The 22,641-nt window shown below is 43.6% G+C and carries 24 protein-coding genes and 1 other annotated feature; of the genes, 22 read left to right on the top strand and 2 right to left on the bottom strand.

What is annotated here, in order from left to right; all coding sequences use genetic code 11:
- Window positions 1-19 precede the first annotated feature (19 nt).
- From IGI77_RS11880 to IGI77_RS11865, 4 genes are all read left to right on the top strand, one after another.
- Window positions 20-229 carry a YqgQ family protein gene (locus IGI77_RS11880; protein ID WP_005229394.1) on the top strand — a complete coding sequence of 70 codons (210 nt, stop codon included), beginning with the start codon at window positions 20-22 and terminating at the stop codon, window positions 227-229.
- Entirely contained in the window at window positions 229-1,200 is a 972-nt protein-coding gene (locus tag IGI77_RS11875; RefSeq protein WP_005229395.1) for an ROK family glucokinase, read from the top strand. The genes IGI77_RS11880 and IGI77_RS11875 overlap by 1 nt, the downstream gene beginning before the upstream one ends.
- Window positions 1,201-1,283: 83 nt before the next feature.
- Entirely contained in the window at window positions 1,284-1,685 is a 402-nt protein-coding gene (locus tag IGI77_RS11870) for a rhodanese-like domain-containing protein (RefSeq protein WP_005229396.1), read from the top strand.
- Window positions 1,686-1,833: 148 nt separating this feature from the next.
- A complete protein-coding gene (locus IGI77_RS11865; protein ID WP_016610725.1) occupies window positions 1,834-2,190 on the top strand; it encodes a DUF488 domain-containing protein in 357 nt (118 codons plus the stop codon).
- A 56-nt stretch (window positions 2,191-2,246) separates the two neighbouring features.
- Here IGI77_RS11865 and IGI77_RS11860 read toward each other — a convergent pair whose 3' ends face one another.
- Window positions 2,247-2,414, bottom strand: a complete 168-nt coding sequence (locus tag IGI77_RS11860) for a DUF3042 family protein (protein WP_017144401.1) — start codon at window positions 2,412-2,414, stop codon at window positions 2,247-2,249.
- Between the two features lie 150 nt (window positions 2,415-2,564).
- Between IGI77_RS11860 and IGI77_RS11855 the strand changes: the two genes are divergently transcribed.
- From IGI77_RS11855 to argS, 10 genes are all read left to right on the top strand, one after another.
- A complete protein-coding gene (locus tag IGI77_RS11855; RefSeq protein WP_438770133.1) occupies window positions 2,565-3,722 on the top strand; it encodes a galactokinase in 1,158 nt (385 codons plus the stop codon).
- A gap of 41 nt (window positions 3,723-3,763) precedes the next feature.
- The gene (gene galE, locus IGI77_RS11850; protein WP_005229400.1) at window positions 3,764-4,762 is read left to right on the top strand and encodes a UDP-glucose 4-epimerase GalE; all 999 of its coding nucleotides are present in this window, start codon (window positions 3,764-3,766) and stop codon (window positions 4,760-4,762) included.
- Window positions 4,763-4,765: 3 nt separating this feature from the next.
- Window positions 4,766-6,250, top strand: a complete 1,485-nt coding sequence (galT, locus tag IGI77_RS11845) for a UDP-glucose--hexose-1-phosphate uridylyltransferase (RefSeq protein ID WP_325816504.1) — start codon at window positions 4,766-4,768, stop codon at window positions 6,248-6,250.
- Window positions 6,251-6,282: 32 nt separating this feature from the next.
- Complete coding sequence (locus IGI77_RS11840) at window positions 6,283-7,263, top strand: LacI family DNA-binding transcriptional regulator (protein WP_005229404.1); 981 nt, start codon at window positions 6,283-6,285, stop codon at window positions 7,261-7,263.
- 265 nt (window positions 7,264-7,528) lie between these two features.
- Entirely contained in the window at window positions 7,529-8,254 is a 726-nt protein-coding gene (gene tsaB, locus IGI77_RS11835; RefSeq protein ID WP_438770132.1) for a tRNA (adenosine(37)-N6)-threonylcarbamoyltransferase complex dimerization subunit type 1 TsaB, read from the top strand.
- Window positions 8,238-8,780 carry a ribosomal protein S18-alanine N-acetyltransferase gene (gene rimI, locus IGI77_RS11830; protein WP_005237007.1) on the top strand — a complete coding sequence of 181 codons (543 nt, stop codon included), beginning with the start codon at window positions 8,238-8,240 and terminating at the stop codon, window positions 8,778-8,780. Before tsaB ends, rimI (IGI77_RS11830) begins: the two co-directional genes overlap by 17 nt.
- Entirely contained in the window at window positions 8,773-9,246 is a 474-nt protein-coding gene (gene rimI / locus IGI77_RS11825) for a ribosomal protein S18-alanine N-acetyltransferase (protein ID WP_005229417.1), read from the top strand. Before rimI (IGI77_RS11830) ends, rimI (IGI77_RS11825) begins: the two co-directional genes overlap by 8 nt.
- Window positions 9,239-10,258, top strand: coding sequence for a tRNA (adenosine(37)-N6)-threonylcarbamoyltransferase complex transferase subunit TsaD (gene tsaD, locus IGI77_RS11820; RefSeq protein ID WP_015510054.1), 1,020 nt, complete (start codon window positions 9,239-9,241; stop codon window positions 10,256-10,258). Before rimI (IGI77_RS11825) ends, tsaD begins: the two co-directional genes overlap by 8 nt.
- A gap of 137 nt (window positions 10,259-10,395) precedes the next feature.
- Window positions 10,396-11,409, top strand: coding sequence for an ornithine carbamoyltransferase (argF, locus tag IGI77_RS11815; RefSeq protein ID WP_438770131.1), 1,014 nt, complete (start codon window positions 10,396-10,398; stop codon window positions 11,407-11,409).
- Window positions 11,410-11,488: 79 nt separating this feature from the next.
- Window positions 11,489-11,682, top strand: a binding site (T-box leader).
- Window positions 11,683-11,809: 127 nt separating this feature from the next.
- A complete protein-coding gene (argS, locus tag IGI77_RS11810) occupies window positions 11,810-13,501 on the top strand; it encodes an arginine--tRNA ligase (protein WP_005229423.1) in 1,692 nt (563 codons plus the stop codon).
- 78 nt (window positions 13,502-13,579) lie between these two features.
- Here the strand turns inward: argS and IGI77_RS11805 are convergent, their stop codons facing one another.
- Window positions 13,580-14,050, bottom strand: coding sequence for an arginine repressor (locus IGI77_RS11805; protein ID WP_005229424.1), 471 nt, complete (start codon window positions 14,048-14,050; stop codon window positions 13,580-13,582).
- A gap of 302 nt (window positions 14,051-14,352) precedes the next feature.
- On the opposite strand from IGI77_RS11805, the gene rpsB reads away from it, so the two are divergent.
- The 8 genes from rpsB to IGI77_RS11765 all read left to right on the top strand — a co-directional run bounded on the left by rpsB (window position 14,353) and on the right by IGI77_RS11765 (window position 22,554).
- Window positions 14,353-15,141, top strand: a complete 789-nt coding sequence (rpsB, locus tag IGI77_RS11800) for a 30S ribosomal protein S2 (protein ID WP_005229426.1) — start codon at window positions 14,353-14,355, stop codon at window positions 15,139-15,141.
- Window positions 15,142-15,251: 110 nt separating this feature from the next.
- Entirely contained in the window at window positions 15,252-16,133 is an 882-nt protein-coding gene (gene tsf, locus IGI77_RS11795) for a translation elongation factor Ts (protein ID WP_005229432.1), read from the top strand.
- A 147-nt stretch (window positions 16,134-16,280) separates the two neighbouring features.
- Entirely contained in the window at window positions 16,281-17,003 is a 723-nt protein-coding gene (gene pyrH / locus IGI77_RS11790) for a UMP kinase (RefSeq protein WP_005229433.1), read from the top strand.
- A gap of 1 nt (window position 17,004) precedes the next feature.
- Entirely contained in the window at window positions 17,005-17,562 is a 558-nt protein-coding gene (gene frr / locus IGI77_RS11785; RefSeq protein ID WP_005229434.1) for a ribosome recycling factor, read from the top strand.
- Between the two features lie 191 nt (window positions 17,563-17,753).
- Entirely contained in the window at window positions 17,754-18,554 is an 801-nt protein-coding gene (locus IGI77_RS11780; protein WP_015510051.1) for an isoprenyl transferase, read from the top strand.
- Entirely contained in the window at window positions 18,551-19,357 is an 807-nt protein-coding gene (locus IGI77_RS11775) for a phosphatidate cytidylyltransferase (RefSeq protein WP_010749318.1), read from the top strand. The genes IGI77_RS11780 and IGI77_RS11775 overlap by 4 nt, the downstream gene beginning before the upstream one ends.
- 149 nt (window positions 19,358-19,506) lie before the next feature.
- Window positions 19,507-20,775: an RIP metalloprotease RseP gene (rseP, locus tag IGI77_RS11770; protein ID WP_438770129.1), complete on the top strand. Its 1,269-nt coding sequence runs from the start codon at window positions 19,507-19,509 to the stop codon at window positions 20,773-20,775.
- Between the two features lie 69 nt (window positions 20,776-20,844).
- Complete coding sequence (locus IGI77_RS11765) at window positions 20,845-22,554, top strand: proline--tRNA ligase (protein ID WP_347483025.1); 1,710 nt, start codon at window positions 20,845-20,847, stop codon at window positions 22,552-22,554.
- Window positions 22,555-22,641: the final 87 nt, after the last annotated feature.

The raw sequence follows: 22,641 nt of genomic DNA, 5'->3' as shown, positions 1-22,641 counted from the left end.
ATAAGCAGGAAGTGGTTAAATGGAAACGTTATATGACGTACAACAATTACTGAAACAATTTGGTGTTTACGTATATGTCGGCAAGCGGATCTACGATATAGAACTGATGCAAATCGAGCTGAAAAACTTTTATGACAGTCGCTTGATAGATCGGGATGTATATCTGACTGCCCGGCGAATTCTTACGCGGGAGCATCGAATTGAAGAAAGCCGGGAGGAAAACAAGTGATGGACAAAAAAATCATCGGAATTGATTTAGGCGGAACAACGGTGAAATTCGCTATTTTAACGAGCGAAGGCGAGATTCAGCAAAAATGGAGTATTGACACCAATATTCTTGATGAAGGCTCACATATTGTGCCAGAAATCGTGGCATCGATCAATCATCGCCTAGAATTATATGGCTTACAGCCAGAAGCATTTATCGGTATTGGTATGGGGACACCAGGAAGTGTCGATCGTGACAAAGGAACCGTCATCGGTGCCTACAATCTGAACTGGAAAACACTTCAGCCAGTCAAAGAACTGATTGAAAAAGGCACAAAAATCCCCTTCGCCATCGATAACGATGCCAATGTAGCAGCTTTAGGTGAGCGCTGGAAAGGGGCAGGGGATAACAATCCTGATGTCATCTTTATCACACTAGGTACAGGTGTTGGCGGCGGTATCATCATGGAAGGGCAATTGCTTCATGGGGTTGCTGGTTGTGCTGGAGAAATCGGTCATATCACTGTTGATCCTGAAGGGTTTGAATGTACTTGCGGCAAACGTGGTTGTTTAGAAACGGTTTCTAGTGCGACGGGTGTTGTGCGAGTTGCTCGACAGTTGGCAGAAGAATATGCTGGCGATTCGGCATTGAAACAGCAGCTGGACAATGGGGAAGATGTTTCAAGTAAAGATATTTTTGAAGCGGCTCAAGCAAACGATCCATTTGGCTTGATGGTCGTTGATAAAGTGTGCTTCTACCTTGGGTTGGCATGCGGAAATTTAGGAAACACATTAAATCCATCAAGTATCGTTTTAGGTGGAGGCGTATCAGCAGCCGGTGAATTTTTACGTGAACGGGTTGCTGCCTACTTTGCTCAGTTTACCTTCCCACAGGTAACGGAAAGTACCGAAATCAAATTGGCAGAACTTGGGAATGATGCCGGTGTGATCGGGGCAGCATCATTAGCTTTGCAATTTGCAGCAAAAGCTTAGATGCCAAGCTGCTAGGCAATGATACATTCAAGCAGCATAAATCAAAAAAAGAATGATTGTTACAATAGAGAGGAATAGAAGAAATGACACCAATTATGTGGCTAAACTTGGTTTTGGGATTAATCATCTTAGCAATCGCTTTGAACTGGGCGTATTTTCAAATCATGGGACGCCGTTCAGCAACGATCATCTCAGAAGATGAATTCAAAGCAGGAATGAAGAAAGCCCAAGTGATCGATGTTCGGGAAAAAAATGAGTTTGACAGTGGACATATTTTAGGGGCGCGTAATATTCCTTTTACTGTTTTGACGAATTCCTTCAGCGCATTTCGTAAAGATCAACCGATCTACTTATATGACACGCGTAAATCGTTGAGTATTCGCGCAGCGAATAAATTACGTAAAGAAGGCTTTACCAATGTCTATATCCTAAAAGAAGGATATGAAGGCTGGAGCGGCAAGACGAAAAAGAAAAATAGTTTATAAAACAGAGAACTCAAGGCAAAAGAACACAAGCAAATTTGAATGAGTGACGAAACACCAAACGGCGTGTTTCAAGTAAGTCATTGTTCAATTTACATTGTGGGCTTTTGCCTTTATTTGAACTTAGGTCTATCAATAAGGAGAGTGTGCGTTGATCAAGCGAAAAAGAATTTATGAAGCGGCGGAAACGACAGATGGCTATCGGGTATTGGTGGATCGCATCTGGCCTAGAGGGATGAAAAAGGAAACAGCTCAGATCGATCTATGGCTCAAAGCAGTCGCACCAAGTACTGAATTGCGCAAATGGTTTGGGCATGATCCTGAACGTTTTGATGCGTTTAAAGACCGCTATCTACAAGAATTAGAGAAAGCGCCCGCAAAAGTTGCCCTGGCACAGTTAAACGCGTTGGTTGCTGAACAAGAGACCGTTACCTTACTATACGGAGCGAAAAATGAAGAACAAAATCAAGCCGTGATTTTGCAGGACTTACTGGAGAAGGAAGAATGATTACCTAAAAGAGCCGCCAGCCTATTGAAGGCTGACGGCTCTTTTGTAGCAAATGATTAACGGGCAACGCTTTTACGCATCGCACGTTTCCGTTTTTCATCATGATCCGCTTGTTGTTCATCAATTGGATCAATCACTTGTTTCTTGACCGTCATAACAACACTTGCAGCTGCAGCAACCGTTGCGACTGTTCCTACTAAAAATCCTGAAAGAAATCGTTTCATCATTAAACACCTCGCCTTTAGTTATAGGTTCATTATGAATGAAAACGGAAAAAATATCAAAAAAAATCACTTTTGGGATTGAAAACGCTTGAAATAATTTAGTAAATATTTTACAATAAGTTTACTAAAAAGAAAGTGGGAGTGAGAGAAATGGAGCAATTGCAACAGATATTTATTGATAAATTTGGAACAGAAGGCACAGGCATGTATTTTGCACCAGGGAGAATCAACTTGATCGGTGAACACACGGATTACAATGGCGGTTATGTTTTCCCGGCGGCGATCACATTAGGGACGTATGCAGTAGCGCGAAAACGTGAAGACCAGTTGATCCAACTTTATTCAGAGAACTTTCCAGAAAAAGGCGTGATCTCCTTTTCGTTAGATGAGCTGGATTACCGAAAAGAAGACGATTGGACAAACTATCCGAAAGGAGTCGTTCGTTTCCTAAAAGAAGCGGGGCAAGTGATCGATCGAGGCTTTGACCTCGCTTTTTATGGCAACATTCCGAATGGCGCAGGTCTTTCTTCTTCGGCATCGATTGAATTGCTGACGGGAGTTTGTCTAAAAGATCTCTTTGATTTAACCCTGACGACCTTGGACTTAGTTAAAATCGGCAAAAAAGTCGAAAATGAGTTTATTGGCGTTAACTCAGGGATCATGGATCAATTTGCAATCGGAATGGGCCAAAAAGACCATGCATTGCTTTTAGATACGAACACGTTAAATTATGAAGTCGTACCAGCGGCATTTGGCGATTATGTCGTAGCGATCATGAATACCAATAAGCGACGCGAATTGGCTGATTCTAAGTACAATGAACGACGTGCAGAATGTGAAGAAGCATTGGCTCGTTTGCAAAAATCATTAGCCATTGATTCATTGGGCGCATTAGACGAAGCAACCTTTTTTGCAAATACAGCATTGATCGATGATCCACGCTTGATCAAACGGGCGAAACATGCGGTGACGGAAAACCAACGGACATTGAAAGCAAAAGCTGCTTTGACTGCTGGTGATCTTGAAGAATTCGGCCAGTTATTAAATGCCTCCCATGCTTCATTGCGAGATGATTATGAAGTGACAGGGCATGAACTAGATACACTAGTCGCAGCCGCTCAAGCGCACCCTGCTGTTCTAGGTGCGCGGATGACTGGTGCGGGCTTTGGCGGTTGCGGGATCGCATTGGTCAAAGCAAGTGAATGGGCTGATTTCGAAGCGTCAGTCAAAGCAGCCTATTTAGCAGAAATCGGCTACGCAACCGACATTTATCAAGCAAGTATTGATGATGGTGCACGAAAACTGTAGAATAAGAAACGATGAAGGAATGAAGAAAGAAGGCTGAAAATATGGCGATTTTAGTATTAGGAGGAGCCGGCTATATCGGTTCTCATGCAGTCGATCAATTGATCGAACAAGGAAAACAAGTCGTTGTCGTTGACAATTTGCTGACAGGACATCGCCAAGCGATCCATCCAGCAGCAACCTTTTATGAAGGAGATATTCGCGACAAAGCATTTTTACAATCGGTATTTGAAAAAGAAACGATTGATGGCGTGATTCACTTTGCTGCCAGCTCTTTGGTGGGAGAATCTGTGGAAAAACCATTGAAGTATTTCAACAATAATGTGTATGGGATGCAGGTCCTCTTAGAAGTGATGAAGGAACATCAAGTGAAACATATCGTCTTTTCCTCTACAGCAGCAACTTATGGGGAACCTGACCATAGTCCAATCACGGAAGAAACCCCAACAAATCCTAAAAATCCATATGGCGAAAGCAAGTTGATCATGGAAAAAATGATGCGTTGGTGCGATGAAGCTTATGGAATGAAGTATGTCGCATTGCGTTATTTCAATGTGGCTGGCGCAAAGTCGGATGCTTCGATCGGTGAAGACCATGATCCAGAAACACACTTAGTACCGATCATCTTGCAAGCTGCTTTAGGACAACGCAAAGAGGTAGCGATTTTTGGGGAGGATTACGATACTCCAGATGGTACTTGTGTCCGCGATTATGTCCATGTTGAAGATCTGATCGCTGCTCACCTGTTGGCATTAGAATATTTACAAAAAGGCAATGAGAGCAATGTCTTCAATCTAGGCAGCAATCATGGGTACTCTGTGAAAGAAATGGTGGAAGCTGCTCGCAATGTAACGAAAAAAGAGATCCCAGCCAGAGTGGCGCCTCGCCGTGCCGGTGATCCAAGTACCTTAGTGGCATCGAGTGAAAAAGCACGAAAGGTTTTAGGCTGGAAACCAGTCTATACCGACGTCGAAGCAATCATCGAGACTGCTTGGAATTGGCATGTCAGCCATCCAAATGGGTATCAAGGGCAGGAGGAATAACCAATGACGATCAGCCAAACAATCAGCGATTTCGTCACTTTAGCAATCAAGGCTGGCGGCTGGATGGAAATGGATCGTATTTATTTGCAAAACCGAGTACTAGCCATGATCGGGGAAGCTGTTTTTGAGCCCAGCGAAATTCGTTCTGTCGATCGGTCCTCCATTGATTTGATGGACGAGCTGGTGGCATGCGCTTTGAGCAATCAGCAAATTGGCGATTCTCACGCAGAAAGAGAAATCTTTGAAGCACAGTTGATGGACTTTTTGACGCCACCGCCTTCAGTAGTCAATGCTTTTTTTGCGCAGCATTATGCCAATGATCCTAAAGAAGCGACGGATTATTTCTTTGAGCTGTGCCGTCAAAATGATTACATCAAGACTCGGGCCATCGCAAAGAATATCGTGTTCCCAGTTGATACCGAATATGGGGAGATCGAGATCACGATCAATTTATCAAAACCTGAAAAAGATCCCAAGCAAATAGCGAAAGAAGGAGCTGCTGCTTCTGTAGATTATCCGAAATGTCTGTTGTGTTTGGAAAATGAAGGCTACCAAGGACGAGTCAATTATCCAGCGCGGACCAACCATCGGATCATCCGTATGAATTTGGATAATGAAGCATGGGGCTTTCAATATTCGCCCTATGCCTACTACAATGAGCATTCGATTTTTCTCTCTTTAGACCATCGTCCTATGAAAATCAATTTGCAAACCTTCGCTCGCTTGTTGCAGATCATTGAAGTGATGCCGCATTATTTTGTCGGGTCCAATGCCGATCTGCCGATCGTTGGAGGTTCGATCTTGTCTCATGACCATTATCAAGGGGGACGGCACACGTTTGCCATGGCAAAAGCGCCGATCGAGCAACACTTTTCTTTAACTGGTTTTCCTGATGTCGCTGCGGGGATCGTGAAGTGGCCAATGTCGGTGATACGACTACAAGCGAAAAACAAACAAAAATTAGCCGCCGCTTGCCAATATGTGTTAGCCCAATGGCAACAGTACTCAGATCCAAGTGTTTCGATCAATGCCTTTTCAGAAGATGGAACGCCTCATCATACGGTGACACCGATCGCACGCAAGCAAGGAGAGCTGTTTGAAATGGACTTAGTCTTGCGGGATAATAATGTTTCCAAAGAACATCCTGACGGCATTTTTCATCCGCATCAAGAAGTGCAGCATATCAAAAAAGAAAATATCGGATTGATTGAAGTCATGGGCTTGGCAGTTTTACCGCCGCGTTTAGCTACGGAACTAGAAGAAGTGACTGCTTATCTATTGGATCAGCCCAATCAGATCGCGGCATACCATATTCCTTGGGCAGATGCGATCAAAGCCCAGCACCCAGAATGCAATGCCGATAACGTGTCGCAGATTTTACGTAATGCATTAGGGGAAGTCTTTACACAAGTATTGACGCATGCAGGTGTCTTCAAGCGAGACCAGACAGGGCAAGCGGCCTTTGCTCGCTTTATAGCTACTTTATAAAAAAGTTCCCCGCAAAAAAAGGAGGCTGGAAGATGGCAACGATCAAAGATATTGCACAACAGGCTGGCGTCTCGCCAGCCACTGTATCACGGGTGCTGAATTACGATTCAGAATTATCGGTCAGTTCTGAAACCAAAGAGAAAATTTTTAAAGCCGCAGAAGCACTCAATTACACAAAACATAAAAAGAAGAGTCAGCCAGAAACCAGTAGTATGCGCTTGATCCAATGGTTTGATACCGAGGAAGAATTAGCGGATCTTTACTACTTAGCGATCCGTATCGGGATTGAAAACAAAACCGAAGAATTAGGGATTCGTTTGCTGAAAGAACCCTACGAAGGATTGACTGATACCGCAGTCGATGGAACGATTGCACTAGGAAAATTCGATGATCACCAGATTAGACAATTGAAAAAAAGCCAAGCCAATTTGTTGATGGTCGATTTTGACGCATTGGCTCAAGGCGTCAATTCCCTGGTGGTGGACTTTCAACAAGCGGTGGATTTAGTGATCGATGACTTTATTGCAAAAGGCCACCAAAGGATCGGCTTGTTATCAGGCGTTGAGTTTACCAAGGATCATCACCAAGAAATCGAAGACCCTCGGCGCCGAATTTTTGAGGAACGGCTCCGTCGGTTGAAGCTGCACCACCCACAATATCATCTCAGCGCACCGTTTACAGTAGAGGGCGGTTATGAGGCGATGAAAGAGTATTTGCAGCAAAACAAAGAGTTGCCAAGTGCTTTATTTGCTTCCAGTGATGCCTTAGCGATTGGCGCTATGCGTGCTTTGCAAGAAAAAAACATCAAGATTCCTGAGGAGATCGCAATTATCGGCTTCAACGATGTCAGTGTTGCAAAGTACGTCTTTCCGACGCTGTCAACCATCAAAGTTCATACGGAATGGCTGGGGGAGCTGGCAGTGACGACCTTGCTGGATATCATTACGAATGCAGCCCCCGTTCCTCGCAAAGTTACGATCGCAACGGAACTGATCACGCGCCAATCCTCCTAGCAACCAGTTGAATCACCGAAGGATGTCGTTACACACGTCAACTGAGTTTTAATGGAATAACAAAAAAAATGACTATCGTCTTACCCGAACCTTTAAACAGCCTCGTCGGTTTGCAGCTGCAGCCGTGCTTGCTTTTTTCAAAGGTTCGGGTATTGTTGTCCTATTGCTTTTTTTCTAAACGCAGGCATCTTTTTGGAGACTTGGTTGGGCATTTGATTAGAATATGGTAGAATATGAGAGAGTTTTTTGAATGGGGAGAAGATAGATGAAAACATTAGCGATTGATACCTCAAACCAGACACTGGCGGTTGCGGTGGTCGATGGTCAAGAAGTGTTGGGACAAAGCCAGACGATGGCGATCAAAAACCACAGCACAGCATTGATGCCTGCCATTGATGGATTGATGCAAGCGGTGGGGATGGCACCTAAAGAGCTGGAGCAAATCGTTGTTGCGAAAGGTCCTGGTTCGTATACAGGTTTGCGAATCGGCGTCACAACAGCAAAAACGCTGGCGCAAACATTGAACATCCCGCTGATTGGTGTTTCTAGTTTGAAAGCAGTCGCTGCCAATTGTGTGGGCGTATCGCAAGTGATCGTGCCGTTGTTTGACGCTCGCCGTCAAAATGTCTACGCAGGTGCCTACCAATGGCATAATGGGACCTTAGAAACAAGGATCAAAGACCAGCATATCTCACTGTCTGAATTATTGACCCAGTTAAAAGCAGTCGATGGTCAAGAAGTGCTATTTGTCGGCGCCGATACCATCAAATTTAAAGACATGATCGAGGCGGAACTGCCGACAGCCCATATCAATCAAGTGTCGTTATGGAATTACCCGAATGGCGTTGCTTTAGCTGCTATTGCGAAAGAAGAAGCGCCGGTCGCTTCGATCCATGATTTTGTACCAGACTATTTAAAATTAGTTGAAGCCGAAGAAAAATGGTTAGCCTCGCATGAACCGGGAGTGGATGCCTATGTTGAAAAAATTTAAAACGATGACGGGAAAGCTGGCTCTTTTCCGTCAGATTCAATACCCAGAGCGTAAAAAAGAGATACGAGGGGAAACGTACGTTGTTCGTGAATTAGTCGGAGATGACATTAAAGAGCTGCTGCAGGTGGAGCGTCTCGTGTATGCTGGGGAACTGCCTTGGACTAAGAGCGCCTTTTTGTCAGAACTTTATTCACGGGTCAAACATCTTTATTTGGGCATCTTGCATAATGAGCGGATGATTGGGTTTATCGGGGTGCGGATTTTAGGCGCTGATGCCCATATCACCAATATCGCGATCATTCCTGATTATCAAGGAAAAGGGATCGGTTCTTTCTTGCTAGGAGAAATCGAACGTTATGCGAGGAAAAACAAATGTGACCGTTTGACATTAGAAGTTCGCCTGGGCAATCGTGATGCGCAACGTTTGTATCGGACCCTCGGGTTTGTTTCACAGGCGATCAAAACGGCGTACTACACCGAAGGCAATGAAGACGCATTGGATATGGTGAAATTTTTAAATGACTAACGAACAAGCAGATCAAACGATCCCGACACCGCAAATGCTCTGGTCATTGGCAGATCAGAGCTATCCCTTTGGCTCGCCTTGGAATGTGCAGCAATTTCAACAAGATTTGCAAAACAGCAACAGTCGCTATTTGTTCCGTTATGGAAAAACCAATCAAGAGCTGATTGGGTTTCTCTGTTTTCAGCAAGTGCTGGATGAAGCAGAGCTGTTTAATGTAGCGGTTTTACCAGCGTATCAAGGTCGTGGTTTGGCGAAAGAATTGTTGAAGCAAATGGAATCGCTCGTGGAACAAACCGATGGTCGGCGTATCTATCTTGAAGTGCGTGTGTCGAATTTGCAAGCACAAGCTCTTTATTTACGTATGGGTTATACAGTTATCGGTCGTAGAAAAAAATATTACAGTCATCCAGAAGAGGATGCGTTGATTATGGAAAAGAAAGTAGGCGGACAAAAATCAAATGAATGAATTGATTTTAGCCATTGAAAGCAGTTGTGATGAAACCAGTGTGGCAGTGATTAAAAACGGCGACACCATTTTAAGTAACATTGTTGCTTCGCAGATCAAGAGCCACCAGCGCTTCGGCGGTGTCGTACCAGAAGTCGCTAGTCGTCACCATGTCGAACAGATTACTTTATGCATCGAAGAAGCGTTGACACAGGCCGACACCCAACCTGAAGAGTTGTCAGCTGTTGCTGTTACCTATGGTCCAGGGTTGGTTGGGGCACTGTTGATTGGGCTTTCTGCAGCGAAAGCCTTTGCCTGGGCCCACAGTTTACCGCTGATTCCGGTCAATCACATGGCAGGACATATTTATGCAGCTCGCCTAGTGAAGCCATTGGTTTTTCCTTTAATGGCATTATTGGTCAGCGGTGGACACACCGAATTGGTGTATATGGCAGAAGATGGCTCTTTTGAGATCATCGGTGAAACGAGAGATGATGCCGCTGGTGAAGCCTATGACAAAGTCGGTCGTGTTCTGGGGTTGCCTTATCCTAGTGGGAAAGAAATTGATCGCCTTGCGCATCTAGGCAGTGATACGTATCACTTTCCTCGAGCAATGATACAAGAAGATAATTTTGATTTTAGTTTCAGCGGCTTAAAGAGTTCCTTTATCAATTTTGTGCATAATGCACAGCAAAGAGAGGAAGCTTTGTCAGTAGAAAATCTAGCAGCTAGTTTCCAAGCCAGCGTTGTCGAAGTATTGGTTCACAAAACGTTGCGGGCATGCCAAGCTTATCCTGTAAACCAGCTGATCGTTGCTGGGGGAGTCGCGGCGAATCAAGGCTTGCGTGACGCTTTACAAAAAGCGATGCAGGAATTGCCGGAAGTGGAATTGTTGATTCCACCGTTGCGTCTTTGCGGAGATAATGCGGCCATGATTGGAGCTTATGCCCATGTTGCGTTGAAAAAGCAACGCTTAGCAGATCTTTCATTGAATGCTGATCCAAGTGTCAGCTTTGCCCATACGATTTCTTAAGATGATTGCACCTAAGATCCGTTCTTAGGTGTTTTTTTTGGGTTTCTATATGAGTAAACAGAAGATTTTGTTGTATTTTATTTCATCATTTGATATTATCATGTATAATTATTAGTTAATTGAAGGGCGGGTATGCAATGACATCGGTTTTTAAAGGACGCAGTTTTTTAGCAGAAAAGGATTTTACAAAAGAAGAACTACAATATTTGATTGATTTTTCCCAGCACTTGAAAGGGATGAAGGCCAACAATCAACCACATCGCTACTTAGAAGGAAAAAATATTGCACTTTTGTTTGAAAAGAATTCGACACGGACGCGAGCAGCCTTTACGGTTGCAGCGGTGGATCTGGGGGCACATCCGGAATTTTTAGGGGCCAATGATATTCAGTTGGGGTCTAAAGAATCTGTTGAAGATACCGCCAAAGTATTCGGCCGCATGTTCGACGGGATCGAGTTTCGCGGCTTTAGTCAACAGGTTGTCGAAGATCTGGCCAACTATTCAGGTGTACCTGTTTGGAATGGCTTAACGGATGAATGGCATCCAACGCAAATGATTGCTGACTTTTTAACCATTCAAGAAAACTTCGGTGAGTTGACTGGCTTGACCATCGCATACTGTGGGGATGGGCGCAACAATGTCGCCAATTCTTTGTTAGTGACCAGTGCGATTTTAGGGGTCAATATTCATGTCGTCACTCCGAAATTCTTGCAGCCAGAAGCAACCATCATCGCACAGGCACAAGCCTATGCCAAGCAATCGGGCGCAAAGATTTTGGTGACTGATGATGTGGATCAAGGTGTTCTAGGCGCTGATGTCGTGTATACCGATGTTTGGGTATCAATGGGTGAAGAAGAAAAATTCCAAGAGCGGATCGAACAGCTGCTGCCGTATCAAGTCAACCAATCGTTGATGAAAAAAACACAAAACGATCAAGTGATTTTTATGCATTGTTTGCCAGCATTTCATGATGATCAGACCACGTATGGCAAAAAAGCAGCGCAGGCGTATGGAATTTCTGAGATGGAAGTCACTGATGAGGTCTTTCGCAGTAAGTATGCCCGTCAATTTGATCAAGCCGAAAATCGTTTGCACTCAATCAAAGCGATCATGGCAGTGACTGCTGGAGATCTATTTATTCCTAAAGTATAAAATAATTTTTTTTGAAAATGCCAAAATCTCGCTAGCCAAACAAACATTTCTTTGCTATACTTTCTGGGAAGTAAATAGCCTTGATTTGATGAAACAAGAGAAGTAGCGATTCGAGTATCAGTTAGCGAGTTCGGGGTGGTGGAAGCCGAATTGATCAGATTGTGAAACGCACTTGTGAGAATTTGCCAAGCAAACGGAATTCTGCCGTTATCAGAAAAAAGTGGGTCCGAAAAGGACAATCAGAGTGGTACCGCGGGAAATCTCGTCTCTAGTGCATGTTATGCGCTAGAGGCTTTTTTGTTTTTATCAATCATTTCTTGCATGAAAAACATACAGCTGTTTGCTTGCTTCAAACAACTTTTCATCAAAACATGGGCTCAGTCATTATAGGAGGGATACTATGAATAACAAAGAAATCGTCGCACAAGCCATCCATCAAGTAGTAAAAGAAGATCTATCGATCGAACAAGTTCAGCAATTACTGGAAAATCCAAAGTCAGCTGACCATGGGGATGTGGCATTCCCAGCCTTCTCGCTAGCAAAAGTCTATCGGAAAGCGCCGCAGCAAATTGCCGCAGACTTAGCAGAAAAAATCGATCAAGCGTCTTTTGAAAAAATTGAAGTGGTCGGTCCATATTTAAACTTCTTTATGGATAAAAAAGCAATCTCTGCCCACGTCTTAGAGATGGTTCTCAAAGAAAAAAATCATTTTGGCGATCAAACCATCGGCAATCAGCAAGCAGTACCCATCGATATGTCTTCACCAAATATTGCCAAACCCATCTCAATGGGGCATTTGCGTTCCACTGTGATCGGTAACTCGATCGGCTTTATTTTAGAAAAAATCGGTTACCAGCCAATTCGCATCAACCATTTAGGCGACTGGGGCACACAATTTGGGAAATTGATCGTGGCCTATAAAAAATGGGGGTCAGAAGAAGCGGTCAAAGCGGAACCAATCAACGAACTGTTGCGTTTGTATGTTGATTTTCACGAAGCTGCCGAGACAGATAAACAATTAGAAGATGATGCGAGAGCTTGGTTCAAGAAACTCGAAGATGGTGACCAAGAAGCAATGGATTTATGGCAATGGTTCCGTGATGAATCATTAAAAGAATTCAATAAAATCTATGATATGTTGGAAGTTTCCTTTGATTCATTGAATGGCGAAGCTTTCTATAATGATAAAATGACAGAAGTCGTGGAATTATTAGAGGAAAAACACTTGCTGAAAGAAGACCAAGGGGCAGAGATCGTTGATTTGGCTGCGTATGACTTAAATCCAGCCTTGATCCGCAAATCCGATGGTGCGACTCTTTACATCACCCGGGACATGGCTGCTGCATTGTACCGCAAACGGACCTACAATTTTGCCAAATCATTGTACGTGGTAGGAAATGAGCAAAGTTATCACTTCAAGCAATTAAAAGCTGTTTTGAAGGAAATGGGCTTTGAGTGGGCAGATGATATGACCCACGTACCATTTGGATTGATCACCAAAGATGGGAAAAAATTATCTACGCGAAAAGGGAAGATCGTTCTTTTAGAAGAAGTATTGAATGAAGCGATCGATTCAGCGAAAGAACAAATCACTGAAAAGAACCCAACCCTTGAAAACAAAGAAGAAGTTGCAAAACAAGTCGGTGTCGGGGCAGTCGTTTTCCACGACTTGAAAAATGACCGTTTGAATAATTTCGACTTTACGCTAGAAGAAGTTGTCCGTTTTGAAGGAGAGACCGGACCCTATGTGCAATATTCTCATGCCCGTGCCATGAGCATTCTTGAAAAAGCCGACTTTGATCCTGCTGCTGTCAGCAGTTTGTCATTGGCAGATACTGAGAGCTGGGAAGTCATCAAATTGATTCAGCGCTACCCAGAAACCGTGCTGCAAGCAGCAGAAAAATATGAACCATCCGTCATTGCTAAACATGCCATCAAATTGGCACAGGCCTTTAATAAGTATTACGCCAATGTGAAAATCTTGGCTGAAGATGCGGAAAAAGACGCACGTCTGGCTCTAGTTTATGCAGTAACGACCTTATTAAAAGAAGATTTACGGTTGCTTGGTTTACATGCACCCGACAAAATGTAACAAAAAAAGCTGTGTCCTTGTTTCGACAAGGACACAGCTTTTTTGTAGTAAAAATACAGATAGGTCATGTTCGGTGTCTTATAAGACCGCGTGGTTTCTGATAAATTGATAAAAAGTTTCGGCATCTTCGTCGCTGCGGGAAATCACCGCTACTGTATCAAAGCCCGCCAACGAGCAAACTTTTTCTGGCATAGTCACTTCATCGATCGCAGCCGAAAGCAAAGGCGCATTGTCCGCAACGGTATGGATCAACGTCATAAATTGCACACGATCTACTTTAGTGACAACGTCTTCGATCATCTGTATCAAACGCTGCTCTTCTTCTTTTTCATCTTCTGACGATTGCATTCCTTGAAAAATGACAAACTTCGTCTGACCTGTTTCATCGGGCACTTTCACGATTTTCAAATCACGAATATCGCGAGAGATGGTCGCTTGCGTGGCGGAGACGCCTTGGGCTTCCAATTGCTGCAATAATTCTTCTTGCGTGCGTACAGTATGTTCAGTAATGATTTGTCTAATAAGTAAATGGCGATCAGCTTTTCGCATAGGTAAACTCCTTTAAGCATGATTGATTAAGTCAGCCTTATCATAGCAGATAAAGCCGAAAAAACCTAGATATAATAAGAAAAGAATTAGAACGTTAAAAAAAAGCTGGACCACGAATCGTAGTTTTTCATTTGAATCAGTTGCATTTCTTTTTTAGCTACTGTATACTGTTTAAGGCGTGAGTTTTTCACGTCAATCCCACATCTTGTTCCATCTGCGAAGCGGTGCTGATCGATTCAGTTCTTCAAGGAGTAAAAGAGCAAGAGAGGAAAACAAAAAAACCAAATTGGAGGAAACACAACATGGCAGTAATCTCAATGAAACAATTACTAGAAGCCGGCGTACACTTTGGTCACCAAACTCGTCGCTGGAACCCAAAAATGAAGAAATATATCTTCACAGAAAGAAACGGCATCTACATCATTGATTTGCAAAAAACAGTGAAATTAGTAGACGCAGCTTACGACTACATGAAAAATGTTGCTGAAGAAGGCGGCGTTGCATTGTTCGTAGGTACTAAAAAACAAGCACAAGAAGCAATCAAAGAAGAAGCAATCCGTTCAGGTCAATACTATGTTAACCATCGTTGGTTAGGTGGAACTTTGACAAACTGGGAAACAATCCAAAAACGTGTTGCTCGTTTGAAACAAATCAACAAAATGGAAGAAGATGGCACATTTGCTGTTCTTCCTAAAAAAGAAGTCGTTGGCTTGAACAAAGAGCGCGAACGTCTTGAAAAATTCTTAGGCGGTATCGCTGATATGCCAAGAATTCCAGATGTAATGTACGTTGTTGACCCACGTAAAGAACGTATCGCAATCCAAGAAGCACGCAAATTAAATATCCCGATCGTAGCTATGGTCGATACAAACTGTGATCCAGACGAAATCGATGTTGTTATCCCATCAAATGATGACGCTATTCGTGCCGTTAAATTGATCACTGCGAAAATGGCAGATGCTTTCATCGAAGGTAACCAAGGCGAAGACCAAGTAGCAGAAGAAGATTTTGCTGCTGAATCAACAGAAAACGCAACTTCAATCGAAGAAATCGTTGATGTTGTCGAAGGCGACAACGCATCAGCTGAATAATAAATGATGGAGCTGTTTCAAAGGCTAGGCGCCAAGCCTCACTCTCCTTTGAAACAGCTTTTTTTAAAGACAAGCAATCTTGTTTAAAAACATTTAGGAGGAAACAAAAAATGGCAGAAGTAACAGCTAAATTAGTAAAAGAATTACGCGATATGACTGGTGTAGGAATGATGGACGCAAAACGTGCATTAGTTGAAGTAGAAGGCGACATCGAAAAAGCCGTAGACTTATTACGTGAAAAAGGTATGGCAAAAGCTGCGAAGAAAAACGACCGTATTGCTGCTGAAGGTTTAGCATCTGTAGCGATCAACGGCAACACAGCAGCAATCGTTGAAGTGAACTCAGAAACTGACTTCGTTTCTAAAAACGAAATGTTCCAAGACTTAGTAAAAGAAATCGCTGAAGTAATCGCAGCAAACAAACCAGCTGATATGGATGCTGCTTTAAAATTAGAAACTTCTAAAGGCACAATGGATGCTGCGTTGATCGAAGCAACACAAGTAATCGGAGAAAAAATCAGCTTCCGTCGTTTTGAAGTTGTTGAAAAAGATGACAATGCTGCTTTCGGCGGTTACCTACACATGGGCGGACGTATTGCTGTATTGACTGTTCTTGAAGGAACAACTGACGAATCAGTTGCGAAAGATGTTGCAATGCACGTTGCAGCGATCAACCCTCGCTACGTGAACGAAGCACAAATCTCTCAAGAAGAATTGGATCATGAAAAACAAGTCTTGACAGAACAAGCATTGAACGAAGGCAAACCAGCGAACATCGTTGAAAAAATGGTTGAAGGACGCTTGAAGAAATTTAAAGCAGAAATCGCTTTGGTTGACCAACCATTCGTTAAAGACCCAGATATGACGGTTGAAAAATATGTTGCATCAAAAGGCGCAACTGTGAAATCTTTTGTCCGCTTTGAAGTCGGCGAAGGTATCGAAAAACGCGAAGACAACTTCGTTGAAGAAGTAATGAGCCAAGTGAAAAAATAATTCTGTTCCTCGAACAGATGGGAACGCATGGAAGTGCGCTCCCTTTTTTTAAGCAAAAACGGTTTTTAAAGAAATAGTGTAGATAATTTTCAACGAAAGAGCACCAATATGCTACAATAGTATTGGAGAATGTACGGAGGAATCATGATGGGCAAACCAAAATATCAACGTGTTGTATTAAAATTAAGTGGTGAAGCATTAGCGGGTGACGAAGGCTTTGGGATCAAACCACCGACGATCCAAGAGATCGTTAAAGAGATCAAGGAAGTCCACGAATTAGGCGTACAGATGGCGATCGTGGTCGGCGGCGGAAACATTTGGCGTGGACAAATCGGCGCGCAAATGGGGATGGAAAGAGCACAAGCTGATTACATGGGCATGTTAGCGACTGTGATGAATGCTTTAGCATTACAAGACACGCTAGAAAATGCTGGTGTACCAACGCGTGTCCAAACTTCGATCGAAATGCGTCAAATCGCAGAGCCTTATATTCGTCGCAGAGCAGAACGTCACTTAGAAAAAGGGCGGGTCGTCATTTTTGCAGGCGGAACCGGAAACCCTTATTTCTCAACTGATACGACCGCAGCCTTACGGGCAGCTGAAATCAACGCTGATGTCATTTTGATGGCGAAAAACAATGTTGATGGCGTCTACTCAGCAGATCCTAAAACGGACCAAAGTGCTGTGAAATTTGAAGAATTGACCCATTTAGAAGTCATTTCTAAAGGATTGCAAGTAATGGATTCAACCGCAAGTTCATTAAGTATGGACAACGATATTCCATTAGTCGTATTCAACTTGAATGAGCATGGAAACATTCGCCGCGCCATTTTAGGTGAACATATTGGAACGACAGTAAGGGGGAAATAACATGGCTGACAAAATTTTAACAGAAGCAAAAGACAAAATGAAAAAAGCAGCAGAAAACTTGCAGCGGGAATTAGGACAAATCCGTGCTGGCCGCGCGAACGCGAGCATCTTAGACCGCGTAATGGTTACTTACTATGGTGTACCAACACCCTTGAACCAAATGGCTTCAATTACGATTCCAGAAGCAAGAATTTTGATGATCACACCTTTTGACAAAACAATGATCCAAGAAGTAGAAAAAGCTATCATGCAAAGTGATATTGGTATCACGCCTGCCAATGACGGAACAGTCATTCGTTTGGTGATTCCTCAATTAACGGAAGAACGTCGTAAAGAATTAGCCAAAGACGTGAAAAAAGAAGCTGAAAATGCGAAAATCGCGGTCCGTAACATTCGCCGTGATGCGATGGAAGCTTACAAGAAACAAGAAAAAGCTGGCGATATTACAGAAGATGATTTGCGTGAATCTGAAAAAGAAGTGCAAACTGCTACAGATAACAGCATCAAAGAAATCGATGCGATCGCAGCTGAAAAAGAGCAAGAGCTACTTGAGGTTTAAAAGGAATGACGAAGAGTCGCTTCAGCGGCTCTTTTTTTATGGTCGAAAGTGGCGTATGTACTTGAATATCACGACTGTTTTTTTGTTTTTTCTTAATATGGAAATCTTTTCTTGGTTTTCATAGGCAAGAAATCTGATTATTGTTATAATGTAAAAGATGAATTTCAAGAATTGGAAGAGGAGCGAATACGATGCTGCGTTTTTTTCCACAAAAAGACAAATATATCAAAGAAGCGGCTGAACATGAATTTGATCCATCACTGCCGATTCCCCAACACATCGCGATCATTATGGATGGCAATGGCAGATGGGCGCAAAACCGGCGCTTGCCAAGAGTAGCTGGTCACAAAGAAGGCATGGAGACGGTAAAAAAGATCACGAAACATGCTTCACACCTTGGTGTGAAAGTATTGACTCTTTATGCGTTTTCAACAGAGAATTGGAAACGGCCAAACGAAGAAGTGGACTTTTTGATGCAACTGCCCGTCGACTTTTTCGACACGTTTGTTCCTGAGCTGATCAAAGAAAATGTTCAAGTCAAAGTGATGGGGTTCACGGAATCTTTACCCGAACACACACAAGAAGCGGTCAAGCGAGCGATTGACCAAACCAAAGATAATACTGGGATGATCTTGAATTTTGCTTTAAATTACGGCAGCCGCGCAGAAATTTTGACTGCGGTCCAAGCCCTTTATGAAGAGCTTGCAGCTTCGGAGGAAGCCCTGCCCAAGCTCACGGAAGACATGCTGGCGACACATTTGATGACTGGTTTTTTGCCAAACGCGTTACGTGATCCTGAATTGGTGATTCGCACGAGTGGTGAAGAACGTATCAGCAACTTCTTGTTATGGCAGATTGCTTACAGCGAATTATTCTTTACGAAAGCGCTCTGGCCTGATTTCGATGCTGCTTTACTAGAAGATGCGATCGGGAGCTTTCAACAACGAAACCGGCGTTTTGGCGGTTTGAAAACGAAGGAGGAAGAAGAGTGAGACAACGTGTAATCACTGCGGTCGTCGCATTAGCCTTTTTCCTGCCAATTATTTACGTTGGCGGCATTGCCGTCGAATTGCTGGCAGCAGCGATGGCAGGGATTGGTGTTTATGAATTATTTCGGATGAAAGGGCTAGCTGTTTTCAGTTTTGAAGGAATTCTTTCAATCATCGGTGCGGTGATTTTAGTTTTACCTCAAGAACGCTGGTTTTTCTTTTTGCCAGAGGGCACAGATAAAAGTGCCTTGTATTATGTAATCGTCCTTTTATTACTAGGGATCGCGGTTATTTCTAAAAATACGTATACTATCGATGAAGCTGGTTTTCCAGTGATCGTCAGCTTATATACAGGTGTCGGGTTTGAACGTTTCTTGACGGCACGTTCAGCAACAGATGGCTTAGTCGTTTTAGTTTTCGGGCTGTTTATCGTGTGGGCAACAGATATTGGGGCTTACATGGTGGGACGGCGTTACGGTCAACGAAAATTATGGCCAGAGATTTCCCCTAATAAAACGATCGAAGGGGCCCTAGGCGGGATTGCTGCTGCGGTGGTCGTAGCCGGTTTGTATCTGCTAGCATTTCCAGGGAAAGATTATTTTGGACATGGTAGTGCCATCATGATCTTATTGACGGTCCTCTTTTCGATCGCTGGTCAATTCGGGGATTTAGTGGAATCGGCAATCAAACGTCATTATGGCGTGAAGGATTCAGGCAATCTTTTGCCAGGACATGGCGGGATCTTGGATCGCTTCGATAGCATGCTGTTTGTGTTTCCAATCATGTATTTATTCGGTGTTTTTTAGAAATTATTTAGAAGTGCAGGCTTGGCTTGCGCTTCTTTTTTTAAATTCTTGTTACAACGGGAATGTGAGTTCCTCAACGGGAATCGGTGTGATAAAATAAGGAAAGGCTGCCCTGAATGAGAGGGATGCTGTGAAAGAGAGGAACGAGCATGAAAACGATACTTGTATTTATCATTATCTTTTCCGTAGTGGTAGTGATTCACGAGTTTGGACACTACTTCTTTGCAAAACGGGCAGGTATTTTAGTAAGAGAGTTTGCCATCGGTATGGGGCCTAAATTGTTCGCGCATCAAGCGAAAGATGGGACGACCTACACGATTCGGATGCTGCCATTAGGCGGGTATGTCCAAATGGCGGGCTGGGGTGAAGATGAAACAGAATTAACACCAGGTATGCCAGTCTCCTTGGTTCAAGATGCAACTGGCAAAGTTATCAAAATCAATACGAGCAAAAAGATCCAATTGCCGCAAGCGATCCCTATGGAAGTGACCGACTTTGACTTGGAGGAGAAGTTGACGATCACAGGGTTCATCAATGGCAATGAACAAGAAGCGATTACGTACGCTGTGGATCATGATGCAACGATCATCCATGAAGATGGCGTTGAAGTTCGGATCGCACCTAAAGACGTTCAATTCCAGTCCGCAAAGCTTTGGCAGCGAATACTGACGAATTTTGCTGGACCGATGAACAACTTTATTTTATCCTTGGTCTTATTCACTGGGTTGGTGTTTGCACAAGGTGGTGTTGCGAATCAAGATGCAACCATCGTGACAGGAATCGAAGCAGGAACACCGGCAGCTGAAGCAGGGCTGCAAAATGGCGATGAAATCTTAGCTGTCGAAGGTGTCGATGTTTCTAACTGGTCAGAATTAACGACTGAGATCCAAAAGTACCCAGATACTCAGATTGCTCTAGCAGTCAAACGAGGATCAGAAACACTTGATTTGACGGCAACTCCTGCGAGTCAAGAATCAGGGGAGACCACGATTGGTTTCTTAGGGATCACCGCTTCCTTAAAAACTGGGATCGGAGATATCTTACTGGGCGGCTTGCAAACGACCATTGACAATTCACTGGTGATTTTTAGAGCAGTCGGCAACTTGATTGCCCAACCAGATATCAATAAATTGGGTGGACCGGTAGCGATTTTCCAACTGTCTTCTCAAGCTGCATCGCAAGGGGTAACAACGGTGATCGCGATGATGGCGATGATTTCTATCAACTTGGGGATCTTTAATTTATTACCGATTCCTGGATTGGATGGCGGTAAGCTGGTTTTAAATATTTTAGAAGGTTTGCGAGGCAAGCCAATCAGCCAAGAAAAAGAAGGCATCATTACTCTGATTGGGTTTGGGTTTTTGATGCTGCTGATGGTTCTCGTTACCTGGAATGATATCCAACGTTTCTTCTTTTAAAAATAAGACGCACAAGCAAATCAATTGTTGATCGGGTGAACATGATTTTTTGTAGCAAAGGAGAAAAAAATGAAACAGTCAAAATGTTTGATTCCGACATTGCGGGAAACCCCCAGCGATGCGGAGACGTTAAGTCATCAACTGTTAGTTAGGGCAGGGTATATTCGACAAGTGGCGGCAGGCATTTATGTTTACTTGCCGCTAGCACAAAGGGTGTTAGAAAAGATCAAGCGGGTCATCCGTGAAGAATTGGCACAAATCGATGCCGTAGAGATGGCGATGCCTTCTTTGCTTCCGTATGAGCCATGGAAGGAGTCAGGACGTGCCTCATTGTATGGTGAATCCTTGTATCGATTAACAGATCGAAACGAACGAGAGATCGTTTTAGGACCTACTCATGAAGAGCCGTTTACGACATTGATCAAAAACGAGATCACGTCTTATAAACGGCTGCCATTGAGCTTGTATCAGATCCAAACGAAATATCGGGACGAACAGCGGCCGCGCTTTGGATTGATCCGCAGCCGCGAATTTATCATGCAAGATGGCTATTCCTTTCATGCCGATGAAGCCAGCTTAGATCAAACCTATAATCGTTACGAAATGGCTTATCATGCAATATTGAAACGCTGTGGGATCGAGTATCGGGCAGTGGTCGGGGACAATGGCTTGATGGGTGGCAGAGATTCGAAAGAATTTTTGGCATTGTCGGGGATCGGCGAAGAGCTGATCTGCTACTCGACCGAAAGCGATTATGTCGCCAATTGGAAATTAGCAACCAGTCAATACATCACCAAAAAATCTCACGAGACCTATTTAGAATTACAAAAAGTCGTTCAGGATGAGCCTTTAACGTTAGAGGAGCTGGCGCAGGCATACGAAACAGACTTGCAAAAAATCGTTCAAGTATCTTTATTACTCGTTGACGAGCAAGTCATTATGGTGTTATTACGAGGCGATCACAGCCTCAATGAAACAAAGGTCAAGCATTACTTAGCCGCTGATCAAGTGAAGGTGCTGACTGTTGAGGAAGCGGAGTCTTATCTGACGAGTGAGACGCAGCTGCGCAGTCCCATTGCGCTTGCTGATTCGATCCAGTTGTACGCCGATCAGCATGTCCAAGATATGGCGAATCTGATCGTTCCAGCGGCAGAAAAACAAAGCTATTATCTCAATGCGAATGTGGGGCGTGATTTTCAACCATTAGCCTTTGCCGATTTTCGCTTGGTTCAAGAAGGTGATCCTTCCCCAGATGGAAAAGGAACCTTAACCTTTACGCGAGGAATCGAAGTTGGGCATATCTTCAAGTTAGGAACCAAGTACAGTGAGGCGCAAGAAGCGACGGTTGTCGATGAAAACGGCGATGAGCAACCAATCATCATGGGCTGTTATGGGCTGGGGGTTTCTCGGCTGCTTTCAACGATCGTCGAACAATACGGCAATGAATTTGGGATCGATTGGCCCCAAGAAATTGCCCCATTTGATGTGCATATCATTCAAACGTCGATTGAAGATAGCTATCAAAATGCCTTAAGTGAAGAAGTAGAAGAAATGATGAACCAAGTCGGCTATCAAGTGCTGGTAGATGACCGCAATGAACGTGCAGGGGTCAAATTTGCAGATGCCGATTTGATTGGCTGTCCGATTCGCTTGACTATCGGTAAAAAAGCCGTAGAAGGCATCGTAGAGATCAAAATCAAGCATACTGGTGCGACCGTTGAAGTGAGAAAAGAAGAAGTCGCTTCGACCTTGACGATTTTGTTAGCCAATCAGGAATAAACAGGAACGAACAAGAATGAATAACAGATCGAGAGAGGAAATCCTTTCTCGATTTTTTAATGAAAATGAGGGCAAAAAGAGGTATAC

It is taken from the genome of Enterococcus sp. DIV0213h, from assembly GCF_051711285.1.
GTDB lineage: Bacteria > Bacillota > Bacilli > Lactobacillales > Enterococcaceae > Enterococcus_D > Enterococcus_D casseliflavus.
This window is presented reverse-complemented; position numbering and strand designations above follow the sequence as displayed.

Bases quoted from the DNA above. Each gene is read 5' to 3' on its own strand.
- galT (WP_325816504.1), top strand. From the start codon at position 4,766: ATGACGATCAGCCAAACAATCAGCGATTTCGTCACTTTAGCAATCAAG.
- argF (WP_438770131.1), top strand. From the start codon at position 10,396: ATGACATCGGTTTTTAAAGGACGCAGTTTTTTAGCAGAAAAGGATTTT.
- rimI (WP_005237007.1), top strand. From the start codon at position 8,238: ATGTTGAAAAAATTTAAAACGATGACGGGAAAGCTGGCTCTTTTCCGT.
- IGI77_RS11870 (WP_005229396.1), top strand. From the start codon at position 1,284: ATGACACCAATTATGTGGCTAAACTTGGTTTTGGGATTAATCATCTTA.
- IGI77_RS11875 (WP_005229395.1), top strand. From the start codon at position 229: ATGGACAAAAAAATCATCGGAATTGATTTAGGCGGAACAACGGTGAAA.
- IGI77_RS11880 (WP_005229394.1), top strand. From the start codon at position 20: ATGGAAACGTTATATGACGTACAACAATTACTGAAACAATTTGGTGTT.
- pyrH (WP_005229433.1), top strand. From the start codon at position 16,281: ATGGGCAAACCAAAATATCAACGTGTTGTATTAAAATTAAGTGGTGAA.
- IGI77_RS11765 (WP_347483025.1), top strand. From the start codon at position 20,845: ATGAAACAGTCAAAATGTTTGATTCCGACATTGCGGGAAACCCCCAGC.
- tsaD (WP_015510054.1), top strand. From the start codon at position 9,239: ATGAATGAATTGATTTTAGCCATTGAAAGCAGTTGTGATGAAACCAGT.
- IGI77_RS11805 (WP_005229424.1), bottom strand. From the start codon at position 14,050: ATGCGAAAAGCTGATCGCCATTTACTTATTAGACAAATCATTACTGAA.
- rpsB (WP_005229426.1), top strand. From the start codon at position 14,353: ATGGCAGTAATCTCAATGAAACAATTACTAGAAGCCGGCGTACACTTT.
- IGI77_RS11860 (WP_017144401.1), bottom strand. From the start codon at position 2,414: ATGAAACGATTTCTTTCAGGATTTTTAGTAGGAACAGTCGCAACGGTT.
- tsaB (WP_438770132.1), top strand. From the start codon at position 7,529: ATGAAAACATTAGCGATTGATACCTCAAACCAGACACTGGCGGTTGCG.
- frr (WP_005229434.1), top strand. From the start codon at position 17,005: ATGGCTGACAAAATTTTAACAGAAGCAAAAGACAAAATGAAAAAAGCA.
- IGI77_RS11840 (WP_005229404.1), top strand. From the start codon at position 6,283: ATGGCAACGATCAAAGATATTGCACAACAGGCTGGCGTCTCGCCAGCC.
- rimI (WP_005229417.1), top strand. From the start codon at position 8,773: ATGACTAACGAACAAGCAGATCAAACGATCCCGACACCGCAAATGCTC.
- galE (WP_005229400.1), top strand. From the start codon at position 3,764: ATGGCGATTTTAGTATTAGGAGGAGCCGGCTATATCGGTTCTCATGCA.
- argS (WP_005229423.1), top strand. From the start codon at position 11,810: ATGAATAACAAAGAAATCGTCGCACAAGCCATCCATCAAGTAGTAAAA.
- IGI77_RS11780 (WP_015510051.1), top strand. From the start codon at position 17,754: ATGCTGCGTTTTTTTCCACAAAAAGACAAATATATCAAAGAAGCGGCT.
- IGI77_RS11855 (WP_438770133.1), top strand. From the start codon at position 2,565: ATGGAGCAATTGCAACAGATATTTATTGATAAATTTGGAACAGAAGGC.
- rseP (WP_438770129.1), top strand. From the start codon at position 19,507: ATGAAAACGATACTTGTATTTATCATTATCTTTTCCGTAGTGGTAGTG.
- tsf (WP_005229432.1), top strand. From the start codon at position 15,252: ATGGCAGAAGTAACAGCTAAATTAGTAAAAGAATTACGCGATATGACT.